Source organism: Mycobacterium talmoniae (assembly GCF_001854525.1).
GTDB classification, from domain to species: Bacteria; Actinomycetota; Actinomycetes; order Mycobacteriales; family Mycobacteriaceae; genus Mycobacterium; species Mycobacterium talmoniae.
This window is the reverse complement of record NZ_MLQM01000127.1, coordinates 1-16,198: the sequence shown is the minus strand read 5'-3', so window position 1 is coordinate 16,198 and position 16,198 is coordinate 1. Positions and strand designations below refer to the sequence as shown.

At 67.7% G+C, this 16,198-nt stretch carries 11 protein-coding genes and 3 pseudogenes; 8 read left to right on the top strand and 6 right to left on the bottom strand.

From position 1 onward, the window contains the following. From BKN37_RS19490 to BKN37_RS19475, 4 genes and pseudogenes are all read right to left on the bottom strand, one after another. Positions 1 to 348, bottom strand: a pseudogene (locus BKN37_RS19490) (DUF4129 domain-containing protein); the annotation flags it as partial. A 112-nt stretch (positions 349 to 460) separates the two neighbouring features. Beyond that, positions 461 to 1,483, bottom strand: a pseudogene (gene gnd / locus BKN37_RS19485) (phosphogluconate dehydrogenase (NAD(+)-dependent, decarboxylating)). Positions 1,484 to 1,498: 15 nt separating this feature from the next. After that, positions 1,499 to 2,905, bottom strand: coding sequence for a glucose-6-phosphate dehydrogenase (locus BKN37_RS19480; protein ID WP_071028603.1), 1,407 nt, complete (start codon positions 2,903 to 2,905; stop codon positions 1,499 to 1,501). 122 nt (positions 2,906 to 3,027) lie between these two features. After that, a complete protein-coding gene (locus BKN37_RS19475) occupies positions 3,028 to 3,897 on the bottom strand; it encodes a LysR family transcriptional regulator (RefSeq protein ID WP_071028602.1) in 870 nt (289 codons plus the stop codon). A 231-nt stretch (positions 3,898 to 4,128) separates the two neighbouring features. Here BKN37_RS19475 and BKN37_RS19470 point away from each other — a divergent pair, with 231 nt between their 5' ends. From BKN37_RS19470 to pgi, 4 genes are read left to right on the top strand one after another with little or no spacing between them, the layout of a single operon-like run. Then, entirely contained in the window at positions 4,129 to 5,934 is a 1,806-nt protein-coding gene (locus BKN37_RS19470) for a molybdopterin-dependent oxidoreductase (protein WP_071028601.1), read from the top strand. A 19-nt stretch (positions 5,935 to 5,953) separates the two neighbouring features. Next, on the top strand, positions 5,954 to 8,023 hold the full coding sequence (tkt, locus tag BKN37_RS19465; protein ID WP_242657298.1) for a transketolase: 2,070 nt from the start codon (positions 5,954 to 5,956) through the stop codon (positions 8,021 to 8,023). A 53-nt stretch (positions 8,024 to 8,076) separates the two neighbouring features. Next, complete coding sequence (gene tal, locus BKN37_RS19460; RefSeq protein ID WP_071028600.1) at positions 8,077 to 9,150, top strand: transaldolase; 1,074 nt, start codon at positions 8,077 to 8,079, stop codon at positions 9,148 to 9,150. Positions 9,151 to 9,182: 32 nt separating this feature from the next. Next, positions 9,183 to 10,808, top strand: a complete 1,626-nt coding sequence (pgi, locus tag BKN37_RS19455) for a glucose-6-phosphate isomerase (protein ID WP_071028599.1) — start codon at positions 9,183 to 9,185, stop codon at positions 10,806 to 10,808. Positions 10,809 to 10,900: 92 nt separating this feature from the next. Here pgi and BKN37_RS19450 read toward each other — a convergent pair whose 3' ends face one another. Further along, positions 10,901 to 11,323, bottom strand: coding sequence for a hypothetical protein (locus BKN37_RS19450; RefSeq protein WP_071028598.1), 423 nt, complete (start codon positions 11,321 to 11,323; stop codon positions 10,901 to 10,903). Positions 11,324 to 11,523: 200 nt separating this feature from the next. On the opposite strand from BKN37_RS19450, the gene BKN37_RS19445 reads away from it, so the two are divergent. From BKN37_RS19445 to BKN37_RS19430, 4 genes are all read left to right on the top strand, one after another. After that, a complete protein-coding gene (locus BKN37_RS19445) occupies positions 11,524 to 12,774 on the top strand; it encodes a cytochrome P450 (protein WP_071028597.1) in 1,251 nt (416 codons plus the stop codon). A gap of 42 nt (positions 12,775 to 12,816) precedes the next feature. Further along, positions 12,817 to 13,368, top strand: coding sequence for a YceI family protein (locus BKN37_RS19440; RefSeq protein ID WP_071028596.1), 552 nt, complete (start codon positions 12,817 to 12,819; stop codon positions 13,366 to 13,368). Between the two features lie 96 nt (positions 13,369 to 13,464). Further along, on the top strand, positions 13,465 to 14,157 hold the full coding sequence (locus BKN37_RS19435) for a DUF4389 domain-containing protein (RefSeq protein WP_071028604.1): 693 nt from the start codon (positions 13,465 to 13,467) through the stop codon (positions 14,155 to 14,157). Positions 14,158 to 14,299: 142 nt separating this feature from the next. Continuing rightward, entirely contained in the window at positions 14,300 to 15,934 is a 1,635-nt protein-coding gene (locus tag BKN37_RS19430; RefSeq protein ID WP_071028595.1) for a fatty acyl-AMP ligase, read from the top strand. Between the two features lie 12 nt (positions 15,935 to 15,946). On the opposite strand, the pseudogene BKN37_RS29280 reads toward BKN37_RS19430, so the two are convergent. Continuing rightward, positions 15,947 to 16,198: pseudogene (locus BKN37_RS29280) on the bottom strand (DUF7159 family protein); the annotation flags it as partial.

Here is a 16,198-nt window from a genome sequence, read left to right as displayed (position 1 = left end):
GCGCACCAGCAGCACCACGATCAGCAGCCAGGCCAGCAGCACCCCCAGACCGATCAGCACCACCCGCCAGCTCGGTCGTCCCCCGGCCCCGACGGTGCCCTCGGCGAGTTCGGCCGAGCCGCGCGGCAACGTGCGCCGATCCCGCAGCCGCACGATCAGGGACACCGCGAGGATCGCCACCGTCACGCTGAGCAGCGCCGCCATCGCGAACGCCGAGCCCGGGTGCTCCGGCGGGTGCCGGGCGCGCCGCCCGGAGTCGGGCAGGTAGCCGCGCAGCGCGGCGGCACCGAGCACCAAGAGCACGATCAGGGCGAGCACCCGCCCCGTCGGCTTGTCAATACCGGGCATCGGCCACACCACTCGACTGGGTCGCGCGCCGCGGTTGCGGCACCCCCATCCTGGCACGCCGGCCGCTGCGGGCGGCCGGAATGCGACGACGCCCCCGCCGGGCGGTCCGCCGCTAGCTGTCGGTTTTCTCGTCGTGGCCGCCGAACTGCTTGCGCATCGCCGAGAGCGCCTTGTCGGCGAACTCACCGAGGCGCCGCGAGGCGAACCGGTAGTACAGCGCGGCCGACAGCACCGGTGCCGGGACGCCTTCGGCGATGGCGGCGATGGTGGTCCATCAGCCCTCCCCGGGGTGGGCGACCCGCCCGGAGAACTCGGTCAGGTCCGGGGACTCGCGCATCGCGATCGCGGTCAGGTCCAGCAGCCAGGAGCCGATCACGCTGCCGCGGCGCCACAACTCGGTGACCTCCGGGATGTCGATCGTGTACTGGTAAAACTCGGGGTCGGTCAGCGGCGCGGTCTCGGCGTCCCCCTGCTGCACGCGGGTGCCGACGTCGGCGTTGCGCAGGATGTTCAGTCCCTCCGCGAGCGAGGCCATCATCCCGTACTCGATGCCGTTGTGCACCATCTTGACGAAGTGCCCCGCCCCGGACGGGCCGCAGTGCAAGTAGCCCTTCTCCGCTTGCGCGATCTCGCCGTCGCGGCCCGGGGTGCGCGGTGCGGCCTCGACCCCAGGCGCCACGCTGGCGAAGATCGGCTCGGCGTGCGCGAACGCGTCGGCGTCGCCGCCGACCATCAGACAGTAGCCGCGTTCCCGCCCCCACACGCCGCCGCTGGTGCCGCAGTCCAGCAGACGGATCTTGCTCTCGGACAGCAGCTTTGCGTGCTTAATGTCGTCGCGGTAGTAGGAGTTGCCGCCGTCGATGACGATATCGCCGGGCTCCAGGGCCCCGGCCAGCTCCTCGATCACCCCGGTGGTGATCGTCCCGGCCGGCACCATCACCCACACCACGCGGGGGGCGCTGAGCTTGGTGGCCAGCTCGGCCAGCGAGGCCACCCCGGTGATCTTGTCGTCCCCGGCCATCGCGGTGACCGCGTCGGGATTGTGGTCATAGACCACGCATTCGTGTCCGTCGTTGACGACCCGGCGCACGATGTTGGCACCCATCCGGCCCAGACCGATCATCCCTAGCTGCATGTTCGTCTGTTCTCCTTACTTCGACGGGTGATTGTTTCCCGGCATCCACGGCTCGTGCCAGCTTTGGTGACCGCGCAGCAGCGTGTGCGCCGCCTCGGGGCCCCACGAACCCGGCTCATAGCGATGGACCTCGCCGGGGCTGTCGAGCAGGGGCTGCACGATGCGCCAGGTCTCCTCGATGCTGTCTTCGCGCGCGAACAGTTGACGATCCCCGGTCAGCCCGGCGTGCAGCAGCCGCTCGTAGGGCCGGATCGGTTCACCAAGCTCCGCCGTGAACGCGGAGTCCAGGTGGACGTCGCGCCACGAGTCACCGTCTTGAGCCACCAACTGCAGGCGCAACCCGGGATCCGGATCGATGCGCAGCACGATTTGGTTGCGCTGCGCCCGTTCCCGCTTGGGCAAGAACGCCAGGGCGGGAACGCGGCGGGTGAACAGCCGAACCTCGGTCACCTTCTCCGGCAGCGCCTTACCGGCCCGCAGGAAGATCGGCACCCCGGCCCAGCGCCAGTTGTCGATCTCCATGCGCAGCGCGACGAAGGTTTCGGTCTGCGAGTTGGCGGCCACGCCGTCGATCTCGGTATAGCCCGCGTACTGGCCCCGGACGTAATGGGCGGGATCCAGTTCGGGCATCGCGCGGAACACCTCGGCCCGCTTGTCGTTGAGGTCGTCGGCGCTCGGGCCGACCGGCGGCTCCATCGCAACCAGGGCGAGCACCTGCAACAGGTGGTTTTGCACGACATCGCGTAACGTGCCCACGGCGTCGTAGAAGCTGCCCCGGTCCTCCACCCCGAAGTTTTCGGCCATGGTGATGTGGATTTCGGCGATGCTGCGGCGGTCCCAGATCTCGGCGAGCGTGGTGTTGGCGAACCGCAGGTACTCCAGTTCGACCACCGGTTGCTTGCCCAGGAAGTGATCGACCCGCAGGATCTGATCCTCGCGCAGCACCGCCCGCAGCCGGGTGTTGAGCTCGATCGCCGACGTCAGGTCGTGGCCGAAGGGTTTCTCCACCGCCACCCGGGCGCGCTCCAGCAGTCCCGCCTTGCCGAGGTTCTCCACGATCGGCGCGAACAGCGACGGCGGCATCTCCAGGTAGTACAGCGGCCGGCGGTCCGAACCGACCTGTTTGGCCAACGCGTCGTACAGTGCGGGGTCGGTGACGTCGCCGTGCAGGTACGACAGCCGCTCGGCTAGCCGACCGAACACCTCCTCGTCGATCTCCTCGGCCGCGCCGATCGACTCCCGGGCCCGGTTGACCAACTGCTCGACGGTCATGTCGTCGCTGGCCACGCCCAGTATCGGACAGTCCAGCACCTTGCGGCGCTCCAGCCGATACAGGGCGCGGAAGGTCATCTTGCGGGCTAGATCCCCGGTAATTCCGAAGATCACCAGTAGGTCCGAGGGATGTCCGTCGTGCTCGGCCAAGCCGCCTCCTCCACCGAAATCTTTTACCCACCAGCGCACGCACCAGACCACCCCCCGCGGCAGCCAGGCTCCACACTAGACACGCGGGTTTGACCCGACAACCGTCCGCCGTCGCCGCGGCGCTAGACACACTCGCGAACCATGCCGAGGAATTCCGCGGCAGCCGGTGACGGCGGCCGCTCGGCGGGGGTGACCACGACAAGCTCCCAGGGGATCGCGGGATCGGTGTTCACGGCGACGACGCGCTCGGCCCCCTTCAGGATCGACGGCGGCAAGAACGCGATGGCCATCCCGCTGCCCACCAAGTCGACCAGGTCGCTCAGCGCGTCGGCTTCGCAGCAAATGTGGCGGTTGAGACCGACCGCGGCGCAACTCGCGTCGATCCGGGTGCGGATCGCGTACTTCTTGCGCATCGCGACGAACTCACGGCACCCCAGGTCGGCGAGCGCGACGACCTGCCGTCCGGCCAGCGGGTCGTCGCACGACACGGCGAGCACCAGGGATTCGGCACACAACGACAGCTCGTCGACCCGACGTGGATCGAACGGATGGTTAACGAAGGCCAGGTCCAACTCGCCTGCCACCGTTGCCCGGACCATCCCGTCGATGGTGCCGCGCTTCAGGGTCAATCCCACCCCGGGATGGCGCTGGTGATAGCGCAGCAACAGCGCGGCCAGGTCGATGCTGCCGAGGGCCTGGGCGACACCGATGGCCAGGTGCCCCCGCAACAACCCGTGTACGGCGGCGACCGCGGCACGCGCATCCTCGGCAGCGGCCAATGCCCGGCGCGCGGCCGGCAGCAAAGCGCGGCCCGCCGCGGTCAGCTCCACCCGGCGGCTACTGCGAATCAGCAGCGGGGTGCCGAGTTCACGTTCGAGACTGCCGATCGAGGCGGACAGCGTGGATTGCACGACATGCACCCGTGCCGCGGCGCGGGTGAACTGTCGTTCCTCCGCGACGGCCACGAAATGCGTCAACTGCCGCAGATCCATGCATCGATAGTAATGATTGCTGGCATCGGAAGTACCCATGGAAGAAAACCTCCGGCAGGTGGAGCGGGCGGCGGTACCGCGCTATCGTCGGGGCGTACCGAATAGAGGCCAACGCTGGCAATGTGAGCTAACCCCGAATTGCTTTGTCTGCCATGCGGTTTGGCGGGAATTTGTGACGTGGATTGGGCCGCGCGGGTTGGCTCGCGCCTTGAACTCACCGAAGTGCACCCTATGACCGAAAACGTCCAACGCAGTGCGGATCCGGCGCCCGATCGTCTCGACTCCCTACTGGACCAGCGGGAGCGCCAGCGGGTGCTCGACCGCCGCATCGACCTTGACGACTGGGCCGGCGGGATACCGCAGGAGAAGGCGCGGGTGCCCGACGTCCGGATCGGTCGACGCTGGTACAGCACGCTGTGGCTGATTCCGATCGGCGTGGCCGGGTTGCTGGTCGCGGTGGCGGTGGCGCAGCAGCTCCGCCAGTACGACTGGATGAAGAGCTTCATCGACACCTATCCCGGCACCTCGACCACCTACGCGTCGGCGGTCATCTCGGGATTTCCGGCCTGGCTGCGCTGGCAACACCTGTTCAACATCGTGTTCATGATGTTTTTGATGCGGGCCGGGGTGCAGATCCTGTCCGATCACCCGCGGCTGTACCTCAACTCCGGCTGTCAGCCCGGGACGGCGTGGTTTCGGATGCGCGACCCGGTCCCCGCGGACCGGATGGACCAAGCGGACGCGTCCAGGGTGTGGACGGCCAAAGACGATTCGGTGGCCCTGCCGAAGTGGCTGGGCATACCGGGCTTTCGGCACTCGATCGGGTTGGCGCGCTGGTGGCACTTCGGCTTCGACTTGCTGTGGCTGGTCAACGGGGCGGTCTTCTATGTGCTGCTGTTCAGCACCGGCCAATGGCGACGGATCGTGCCGTGCTCCTGGGATGTGCTGCCCAACGCGTTGTCGACCGGAGTGCAGTACGCCTCGCTGGACTTCCCGGCCAACGAAGGGTTCACCAACTACAACGGCCTGCAGATCATCGCCTACTTCACCACGGTGTTCATCGCCGCGCCGCTGGCGTTCGTCACCGGCCTGTTGCAAGCGCCGGCGATCGCGGCCCGGTTCGGGTTCGGCGCGGGTGTCTTCAACCGTCAGGTCGCCCGCACCGTCCACTTCGCGATTCTGTTGTGGATGATCCTTTTCATCGCCATCCACACGGTGATGGTGTTCATCACCGGACTGGTGGGGAACCTGAACCATATCGTCTTGGGCACGAACACCGAATCTTATTGGGCACTAGCAGTTTACCTCGTGGCGATGGCCGCCATCGTCGTGTTGTGGTTGATTGCGTCCCCCCTCACGATCCGCTATCCCGGGGTCGTTCAGGTCGTCGGCCGCTGGCTGGTGGGCTGGCTCAAGGCGTTCATGGAATGGGCGTCTCCGAAGGCCACGCACACCGAAAAGGACATCTCCCCGTACTTTTGGCCCAACGGCCGCATCCCCACGTCCCAGCACTACAACTACTTGCTGTCCACCAATTGGGCGGAATGGGCGCTGCGCATCGAAGGCCTGGTGGAGAACCCGGTCACCCTCTCCTACAACGAGATCCTGGCATTGCCCAAACACGAACAGATCACCCAGCATTACTGCATCCAAGGCTGGTCGGGGGTCGCCAAATGGGGCGGAGTGCGCATGTCGGACATCCTCGACATCGTCCGCCCGGTGCCGTCGGCGCGCTGGGTGGTGTTCTATTCCATGGCCGACGCGGGTGCCGACCCCCGGGAAGGCCGCTACTACGACTGCCACAAGATCGAGCACATGCGCGCGTCGACGTGTCTGTTGGCCTACGAGATGAACGGCGAGCCGCTCAACGAAACCCACGGCGCACCGCTTCGGCTGCGCAATGAGCGTGAGATCGGCTTCAAGCAAGTCAAATGGATCGAAGCGATCGAGTTCGTGGAGAGCTTCGCGCATCTCGGACTCGGACAGGGCGGGTCCCACGAGGATTACGAGTTCTTCGGCTACCGCATGCCGATCTGAGCCCGGCAATGGAGCTGACGTGACCACCACGATGACACGCGACGCGGACAGCGTCGCAATCAACACCATTCGGGCGCTGTGCATGGACGCGATCCAGCGCGCGAACTCGGGGCACCCGGGCACCCCGATGGGCGTGGCTCCGGTCGCCTACACGCTGTGGCAGCGTTTCCTGCGCTTCGACCCGGCCGACCCGATCTGGCCGAACCGGGACCGGTTCGTGCTGTCCGAAGGCCACGCGTCGGCCCTGCTGTGGTCGCTACTGCACCTGAGCGGCGTCCGGGCGGTGGACCCCGACTACGAGGTGCTCGGGCGGGCCGCGGTCACCCTCGACGACCTGAAGACCTTCCGCCAACTCGACTCCCGCTGCCCCGGCCATCCCGAATACCGCTGGACGTCCGGGGTGGAGACCACCACCGGACCGTTGGGCCAAGGCGTGGCCACCTCGGTGGGCATGGCGATCGCCGGGCGCTGGCTGGCCGAGCGCTACAACCGCGACGAGCTGACGTTGTTCGACTTCGACGTCTACGCGCTGGCCGGGGATGGCTGCATGATGGAGGGGGTCTCCGCTGAGGCCGCCTCCCTGGCCGGGCATCTGCGGCTGGCGAACCTGTGCTGGATCTATGACGCCAACCGGGTCACGATCGAGGGCCACACCGACATCGCGTTCACCGAGGACGTCGCGGCGCGCTTCATCGGCTACGGCTGGAATGTGACCTCGGTTGCCGACGCCAACGATGTCGACTCGATCCAACGGGCGTTCCACACCTTCCGCGCCGAAACGGAACGCCCGACGCTGATCGTGGTGCACAGCCACATCGGGTACGGTTCGCCGGTCGAGGACTCCCCCAAGGCGCACGGCAGCCCGTTCGGGGTTGACGGGGTCCGGGCGACCAAGCGGTTCTTCGGCCTGCCCGAGGACGCCGACTTCTACGTCCCCGACGGCGTCTACGACAGTTTCGCCTCGGGGATCGGTGCGCGCGGCCAGGCGGCCCGCGACGCGTGGCAGGCCACCTTCGAGCGCTACCGCGCCGCGTTCTCGGGGCTCGCCGACGAGGTCGAGCGCATCCAGCGGCGCGAACTGCCCGACGGGTGGCAGGAAGCGCTGCCCACGTTCGCCGCCGATGCCAACGGGATGGCGAGCCGGGAGTCGTCCGGGCGGGTGCTCAACGCGGTGGCCCAGGCGGTGCCGTGGCTGGTCGGCGGTTCAGCCGACTTGTCCCCGTCCACCAAGACCCGACTCACCTTCGACGGTGCGGGTGACTTTCAGGCCGGGCAACCGGGCCGCAACCTGCACTTCGGGGTGCGCGAGCACGCGGCCGCGGCGATCGCCAACGGGATGGCGCTGAGCAAGCTGCGCCCGTACTGGTCGGGTTTTTTGATCTTCTCCGACTACGCCCGCGGGGCGATCCGGCTCTCGGCGCTGATGGAAATCCCGGTGCTGCACGTGCTGACCCACGACTCCATCGGCGTCGGCGAAGACGGACCCACCCACCAGCCGGTGGAACAACTGATCTCGCTGCGCGCCATCCCCGGTCTGCTGGTGTTCCGTCCGGCCGACGCCAACGAAGTCGTCGAGACCTGGCGCATCGTGACCGCCCTGCGGCACGAGCCCGCCGCGCTGGTCCTGTCCCGCCAGGCGCTACCCACACTCGACCGCGGCATCTTCGCCCCCGCGGCCGGCGTCGCCAACGGCGCCTACGTGCTGGCCGAGGCCGACCCCGGCCCACCCGACGTCATCCTGCTGGCCACCGGATCGGAGGTGCACCTGGCGCTGGCCGCCCGCGAGGAGTTGCAGGCCGATGGCGTGGGCACCCGGGTGGTGAGCATGCCGTGCTGGGAGCTGTTTGACCGCCAGCCCCAGCGGTACCGCGACGAGGTGCTCCCGCCATCGGTGACCGCGCGCGTCGCGGTGGAGCAGGCCTCGACCCTGGGCTGGGACCGCTACGTCGGTGACGGCGGCGCGGTGATCGGGATGCACACCTTCGGGGCGTCGGCGCCGCTGAAGCAACTGCTCGACAAGTTCGGCTTCACCTCCGAGCGGATCGTCGAACGGGCCCGTGAGTGCCTGGCCGCGGCCCGCCAGCCCTAACCGCGCAGCGCGGCCCTAAGGAACGCGCAGCGCGGCCCTAAGGAAGGAGCACCGTGAAAGCCACCGAGACCCTGCATGAGCGGGGACAGAGCCTGTGGCTCGACAACATCACCCGCAGCATGCTCGACGACGGCACCATTCAGCGCTACATCGACGCCTACTCGGTCACCGGGTTGACCTCCAATCCCTCGATCTACGACAAGGCCATCGGATCGGGTGACTACGACGACGCCATCCGATCCAAATCCGGCGCGGGGCTGTCACCCGAAGAACTGTTTTTCGAGCTGGCGATCGAGGATCTGCGCCGCGCCGCCGACCTGTTCTTGCCCATCCACCAGCGGACCAACGGGGTGGACGGGTGGGTGTCGCTGGAGGTCTCGCCGCTGCTCGCCTACCAAACCGCCGACACCGTCGCGGCCGCCAAGACCCGGCACGAGCAGGCCGGGCGACCCAATCTGTTCATCAAGATCCCGGGCACCCGCGAATGCCTGCCGGCCATCACCGAGGCGATCGCGGCCGGCATCCCAGTGAACGTCACGCTGCTGTTCTCCGCCGATCAGTACCGGGCCGCCGCGGATGCCTACCTGCAAGGCATCGAGCGCCGAGTCGCCGACGGGCTCAACCCGAACGTGGGATCGGTCGCATCGGTGTTCATGTCGCGCTGGGACCAGGCGGTCGCCGATCGGGTACCAGCGGATCTACACGACCAGCTGGCCCTGGCGGTGGGACTTGACGTCTACCGGGCCTACCGGCAGCTGACGAACTCCGACCGCGTCCAGCGGCTCAAGAATGACGGAGCCCGCATGCAGCGGCTGCTGTGGGCCAGCACCAGCACGAAGGATCCCGCCGCCCCCGACACGCTGTACGTGCACGGGTTGGCCGCTCCGTTCACCGTCAACACCATGCCCGAGAACACCCTGAAGGCCTTCTACGACCACGGTGAGGTTGGGGATCCGTTGCCGGCCGACGGCGGCGACGCCGATGCGCTGCTGGCGCGGTTCACCGACGCCGGTGTCGATCTGGGCCAGGTGGCGGCCCAGCTGCAGCGTGACGGCGCCGCATCCTTCGTCACGGCCTGGAACGAGCTGATGGACCGGATCCAGACGCAGACCTCCGCCGTCGCCTGACCAACTGACCGCACTCACACGGGAGACAACACATGCCGATTCCGCCGTTGCGGGAGCGCCCAGCCTACGAGGCCCTGGCCCAGCACTATTCGACGATCCAGGACCGCCATTTGCGCGAGCTGTTCGCTCAGGACGTGACCCGCGGTGAGCGGTTCAGCGCCGAGGCCGCCGGGATCTACCTCGACTACTCGAAGAACCGCATCACCGAAGAAACCGTGACGCTGCTGCTCCAGCTGGCCAAGGAGTCTGAGCTCGAGCGGCGCCGCGACGCGATGTTCGCCGGCGAGCCGATCAACGTGTCGGAGAACCGTGCGGTGCTGCACGTGGCGCTGCGGATGCCGAAGGGGACATCGCTGGTGGTCGACGGGGTCGATGTCGTTGCCGAGGTGCACCAGGTGCTGGATCGGATGGCCGATTTCGCCACCAAGATCCGGTCGGGAGCCTGGAAGGGACACACCGGCAAGCCGATCCGCAACATCGTCAATATCGGCATCGGCGGATCGGATCTGGGGCCGGTGATGGCCTACGAGGCGCTGCGCCACTACACCGACCGCAACCTCACCTTCCGCTTCGTCTCGAATGTCGATTCCACCAACTTTGTCGAGGCGACCCGGGACCTGGTGGCGGGCGAGACGCTGTTCATCGTGTCGTCGAAGACCTTTTCGACCCTCGAGACACTGACCAACGCCACCTCGGCCCGCAACTGGATCATCGACCGGCTCGGCAACCAGGCGGTCGCAAAGCATTTCGTGGCCGTCTCGACCAACACCGATCGGGTGGCCGAGTTCGGCATCGATCCCGCGAACATGTTCGGCTTCTGGGACTGGGTCGGCGGACGCTACTCGATGGACTCGGCCATCGGCCTGTCGACGATGGTCGCGCTGGGCTCGGAACGCTTCGGTGAACTGCTGGCCGGCTTCCACGCGATGGATGAGCACTTCCGCACCGCCGCACCAGAGCAGAACCTGCCGATGCTGATGGGCTTACTCACGGTGTGGTACGTGAACTTCTTTGGGGCCCAGTCCATCGGTGTGATGCCCTACGACCAGTACCTCAAGCGTTTCCCCGCGTATCTGCAGCAGCTGACGATGGAATCCAACGGTAAACATGTCACCCTTGACGGCGCGAATGTGAATTACCCGACCGGACCGGTGTTTTGGGGCGAACCCGGCACCAACGGCCAGCACAGCTTCTACCAGCTGATCCACCAGGGAACGGCGCTGATCCCGGTCGACCTGATCGGTTTCGGTAAGAGCCTCAACCCGCTTCGCGACCACCACGACATCTTGACGTCGAACGTGTTCGCCCAGGCCCAAGCGCTGGCCTTCGGCAAAACCGAGGAAGAGGTCCGGGCGGAGGGGACCCCCGAGGCGGTGGTGCCGCATCGGATCATGGAAGGCAATCGCCCCACCAATGTGCTGTTGGCGGAGAAACTCACCCCCTACGTCCTCGGCGCGCTGGTCGCCCTGTATGAGCACAGCGTGTTCACCCAGGGCACGATTTGGGGTATCGACTCATTCGACCAGTGGGGCGTCGAACTAGGCAAGCAGTTGGCGTTGGCGATCGTCCCCGAGCTGACAAGCGCGGCCGACCCCGAACTCGGCCATGACTCCTCGACCAACACGCTTATTCGGCGCTACCGCGCACTGAAGGGCTAGGGCGTGGGGCTATTCCCGCTGGCAGCCACTCCCCTGGTGCCGGTCAAACACGAACCGACCGACTAGCGGGAGTCTGCGGCCACGCGCCAAACTTACTCGGACGGGATGACTCCCGGTGGCGCGTAGGGCCCGGCTCCCCCGACGAACAGCCCGGGCTGCCACCCTTGGGCGCCCAGGCACAGCAGCGGCAGCCCGTCGGGTGACTGCGCCGCCGATTGCGGGTTCGAGCAGGGCGCGCCGATGTTCTGCACGCCCTGCAGCGGATACGAGATCATCCAGAACCCGGTGTCCTTGCCCGGGAACTGGTTGGGGATGAAGTGGCAGGCCAGCGCCTGCCCGTCGGGGCCGTGCCCGTAGATGAAGCGCTCCCAGCTGTAACAGGCATCGCCCTGGGTGGCGCCCTCGGCCATGCCCGGCACGTCGCCGGGATAGTGCCGTGGGTCGGCGCCGGCGACCGGCGCCGTACCGGCCGCGGCTGCGGCGATGGCAGCGGCGGTCATTAGTTCACGAATCATGTCGCACCCTCACGTCTGCTGTGCCCGGTCGGCCCACGCCGAGAGCCTAACGGGTGCCGTCCGGGTGTCCGACTGCTTCCGCACACAAACGTCCGCGCTGCCCCGACCGGGCGGTTCCGCAATCCGGTGATATTGACGCCCGCGGGGGCGGCGGCGGTGTATTACTGGCTGCAGAACCCGTCGCCGCGAGGAATGCACCGATGCCAACGCCGAATCTTCCGCCCGGTTTCGACTTCACCGACCCCGACATCTACGCCGAGCGGCTGCCGGTCGCCGAGCTCGCCGAGATGCGTCGGGTCGCGCCAATTTGGTGGAACGAACAGCCGGTGGGCCGGGGCGGATTCGACGACGGCGGCTTCTGGGTGGTGACCAAGCACAAGGACGTCAAGGAGATCTCGCTGCGCAGCGATGTGTTCTCCAGCCTGCAAAAGACCGCGTTACCGCGCTACAAGGACGGCACGGTGCCCGAGCAGATCGACCGCGGCAAGTTCGTGCTACTCAACATGGACGCCCCGCAACACACTCGGCTGCGCAAGATCATCTCCCGGGCGTTTACCCCGCGGGCGGTCGAGCGGCTCCGCGACGACCTGGCCGAACGCGCCCAGCGGATCGTCCAGGCGGCCGCCGCCGAAGGTGCCGGCGACTTCGTCGAGCAGGTGTCGTGCGAACTGCCGCTGCAGGCGATCGCCGGCCTGATGGGGGTGCCGCAGGCCGAGCGGAAGAAAATTTTCCACTGGTCCAACCAGATGGTCGGCGACATGGATCCCGAATTCGCCGGCAACGACGCGATCGCGGCGTCGGTCGAGCTGATCATGTACGGGATGGCGATGGCCGCCGATCGGGCCGAACACCCCGGCGACGACCTGGTCACCACCCTGGTTCAGGCCGACGTCGACGGTCACAAGCTCTCCGACGACGAGTTCGGGTTCTTCGTCATTCTGCTGGCGGTCGCCGGCAACGAGACCACCCGCAACTCGATCACCCAGGGCATGATGGCGTTCACCGAGCACCCCGACCAGTGGGAGCTGTTCAAGCGGGAACGCCCGGCCACCACGGCCGATGAGATTGTCCGGTGGGCCACCCCGGTCACCTCGTTTCAGCGCACCGCGCTGGAGGACTACGAACTGTCCGGGGTGCCGATCAAACAAGGTCAGCGGGTGGTGATGTTCTACCGGTCGGCCAACTTCGACGAGGAGGTGTTCGACGACCCGTTCACGTTCAACATTCTGCGCGACCCCAACCCGCACGTCGGGTTCGGTGGCACCGGCGCGCACTACTGCATGGGCGCCAACCTGGCCCGGATGACGATCGACCTGATGTTCAACGCGATCGCCGACGGGATGCCGGATCTGGCGTCGGTGGGCCGGCCCGAGCGGCTGCGGTCCGGCTGGCTCAACGGGATCAAGCACTGGCAGGTCGATTACGGCGCGAGGTGCCCGGTCGCCCACTGAGGCGCCGCCGACCGTCGCGGGCCCGCCGCTACGGTGGCAGCTGTGGCCGACACAGCGTGGACTCTCGACGGGCAGCACGGTGAGCTGCTCATTCACACCGGCGTCACCGGTCGGGCAGCGAAAATGGGGCATCGGCTCACCATCGCGATGCGGCACTGGCGGGCGACGGTGCGCTGGGCCGACGGCGAGCCCGCGACGGCCGAGCTCACCGTCGCCGTGGACTCCCTGGAGGTGCTGCACGGCGAAGGCGGCGTAACCCCGTTGTCGGGGCCGGAAAAGGCGCTGGTGCGCTCGAACGCCTTGCGCTCCCTGGATGCCCGTCGCTATCCGCAGATTCGCTTCGCCGCCAACACGGTTGAACCGACCGCCGACGGATACCGGCTGACCGGGGAGCTGGATATCCACGGCACCACCCGCCGGCAGGTAATCGAGCTGCGCACAACGAATTCCGGTGCGATGTGGGAATTGTCCAGCAAAGCCGCGGTCCGGCAATCCGATTTCGGTGTCCGGCCCTACTCGATGATGATGGGTGCGCTGAAAGTCGCCGACGAGGTCACGGTCACGTTTCACGCCACCCGCGCCACGGACACCTGAGCGGCCGAGGCCCAAATGCTGGGCCCGGGGGTGTTGCTGCGACACAATCGGGGCAGGCTCACCTTCGAGTCGAAGCCGTCGCAGGAGGCGTCGCTCATGCAACCTCAATCCGCCCCATATCCGGTCCGGGTCCGCGGCGAGCTCGAGGCAGTATCGCGCTGGCGGTGGCTGATCAAGTGGCTCCTGGCCATCCCGCACTACCTGGTGCTGCTGGTCTTGGCCGGCGGCTATCTGGTGGTGACCGTGATCGCCTTTTTCGCGATCCTGTTCACCGGGCGGTATCCCCGGCCGTTGTTCGACTTCACCGTCGGTGTGATGCGCTGGCGCTGGCGGGTCGCGTTCTACGCGATCTCGGCGCTGGGAACCGACCGGTATCCGCCGTTTAGCCTGCGGCCCAAACCGGAGTATCCCGCCGACCTGGAGGTCGACTACCCCGAGCGGCTGCACCGCGGCCGGGTGCTGGTCAAATGGTGGCTGCTGGCGCTGCCGCACTATTTGGTGCTGGCCCTGCTGTACAACGGCGGTTGGCGATTCTTCAACGACCACGGCGACCATTGGGATCTGCATTTCGTGCTGCCGCTGGCGCCCCTTTTGCTGCTGATCGCCATGATCGGTTTGCTGTTCACCGGTCGCTACCCAGAAGGCCTGTACGACTTGATGATCGGCATCAACCGGTGGGCGCTTCGGGTGCGGGTCTACGCCTCGCTGATGCGCGACGAATACCCACCGTTTCGGCTGGATATGGGCCCGCGGGAGCCCGACTTTCCGGGGACCGGCAAAACCGGCTAAGGCGCGTACACGCGACCGCGATATTTCCGGTTTTATCCCCGGCGAAGACCTTTTTGGTTATTGTCGGACGGCGTAGGTTCGCCGCGGGAGCACATCCCGGTCACCGTCTGCGGCAACAGGCGGTGCCGTTGGGAGCGTCGCATTGAGCAAATTCACCGACACAATGTTTAGCAGCGCCCTCACCAGTCCGCACGGGATGACGACTGGGGAGCCGACCACGCCGGTGCGCCACACCTGGGGGCAGGTGCACGAGCGGGCCCGCCGCGTGGCGGGCGGGTTGGCCGCCGCCGGCGTCGGCCCCGGGGACGTGGTGGCGGTGCTGGCCGGCGCCCCGGTCGCGATCGCGCCCACCGCGCAAGGCCTGTGGATGCGGGGCGCCAGCCTGACCATGCTGCATCAACCCACGCCGCGGACCGACCTGCAGGCGTGGGCCAGCGAGACCGCCGGGATCATCGCGATGATCGAAGCCAAGGCGGCCCTCATCGCCGACCCGTTCCTGGCGGCGGCTCCGCTGCTGACCGAGCTGGGGCTGCGGGTGCTGGCCGTGGAACACCTGCTGTCCGCCGACCCGACCGATCCCGTCGACACCGGTGAGGACGATTTGGCGCTGCTGCAGCTGACCTCGGGCTCGACCGGCGCGCCCAAAGCCGTCCGGATCACCCACCGCAACGTGGTCGCCAACGCCGAGGCGATGTTCGTCGGCGCCCGCTACGACCTCGACACCGACGTGATCGTCAGCTGGCTGCCGCTGTTCCACGACATGGGCATGACGGGGTTTTTGGTGGTGCCGATGTACTTCGGCGCGGAGCTGGTCAAGGTCACGCCGATGGACTTTCTGCGCGACACCCTGCTGTGGGCCAAGCTGATCGACAAGTACCGCGGCACCATGACCGCGGCCCCCAACTTCGCCTACGCACTGCTGGCCAGGCGGCTGCGCAACCAGGCCACACCGGGCCAATTCGACCTGTCCACCCTGCGCTGGGCGCTGTCGGGATCCGAGCAAGTCGAGCCCGCCGACGTCGAAGAGTTTTGCGCGGCCGGCGCGCCGTTCGGCTTGCGACCCGACGCCATCCTGCCCGCGTACGGCATGGCCGAAACCACCGTGGCGGTGTCGTTTTCCGAGTGTGGCGCCGGCCTGGTGGTCGACGAGGTCGACGCCGATCTGCTCGCCGTGCTGCACACGGCGGTGCCGACCAGCAAAGGCCGGACCCGTCGGCTGGCCCGGCTGGGTCCGGCGCTCGACGGTCTGCAGGTCCGCGTCGTCGACGAGAACGACGAGGTGCGGCCCGCCCGGGGTGTCGGGGTGATCCAGGTGCGTGGCGCGCCGTTGACGCCGGGCTACACCACGATCGCGGGTTTTTTGCCCGCCCAAGACGAACACGGCTGGTATGACACCGGCGACCTGGGCTATCTGACCGAGGAGGGGCACATCGTGGTGTGCGGGCGGGTCAAGGACACCATCATCATGGCCGGCCGCAACATCTACCCCACCGACATCGAACGCGCCGCCGGACGCGTCCCGGGGGTCCGGCCCGGATGCGCGGTCGCGGTGCGCTTGAACGCGGGGCACCCGCGGGAGACGTTCGCGGTCGCGGTCGAGTCGAACACCTACGACGACGCCGCCGACGCCCGCCGGATCGAGCACCAGGTCGCGCACGAAGTGGTCGCCGAGGTGGATGTGCGGCCGCGGAAGGTCGTCGTGCTCGCGCCGGGCAGCATCCCGAAGACGCCGTCCGGCAAGCTGCGCCGCTGTTATGCGCTGTCGCTGATCAGCTGAGCGGCGCGGGCGCTACGGGGTCGACTCGTCCTCATCGTGCGCGGCGATCGGCGCGTCCTCGGGTTCGGCGGCCGGCGGGTGGGCCGGTGCCCGCACCGCGGCGGCCCGCGGCGGCCGGGGCGGGGTCGCGGCCTCGGCGACCGAGGGTGTCGACGAGGTGTGGGTGACCTGGTCGACGGAGGTGGGGCCGTGATCCGGGGCGAACCGCAAACCCAGCGCCAACGACGCCGAAGCCACGAACGTCACCGCGCCGGCGACCAACAT

Bases quoted from the DNA above. Each gene is read 5' to 3' on its own strand.
- BKN37_RS19450 (WP_071028598.1), bottom strand. From the start codon at position 11,323: ATGATTCGTGAACTAATGACCGCCGCTGCCATCGCCGCAGCCGCGGCC.
- BKN37_RS19475 (WP_071028602.1), bottom strand. From the start codon at position 3,897: ATGGATCTGCGGCAGTTGACGCATTTCGTGGCCGTCGCGGAGGAACGA.
- pgi (WP_071028599.1), top strand. From the start codon at position 9,183: ATGCCGATTCCGCCGTTGCGGGAGCGCCCAGCCTACGAGGCCCTGGCC.
- BKN37_RS19445 (WP_071028597.1), top strand. From the start codon at position 11,524: ATGCCAACGCCGAATCTTCCGCCCGGTTTCGACTTCACCGACCCCGAC.
- BKN37_RS19470 (WP_071028601.1), top strand. From the start codon at position 4,129: ATGACCGAAAACGTCCAACGCAGTGCGGATCCGGCGCCCGATCGTCTC.
- BKN37_RS19435 (WP_071028604.1), top strand. From the start codon at position 13,465: ATGCAACCTCAATCCGCCCCATATCCGGTCCGGGTCCGCGGCGAGCTC.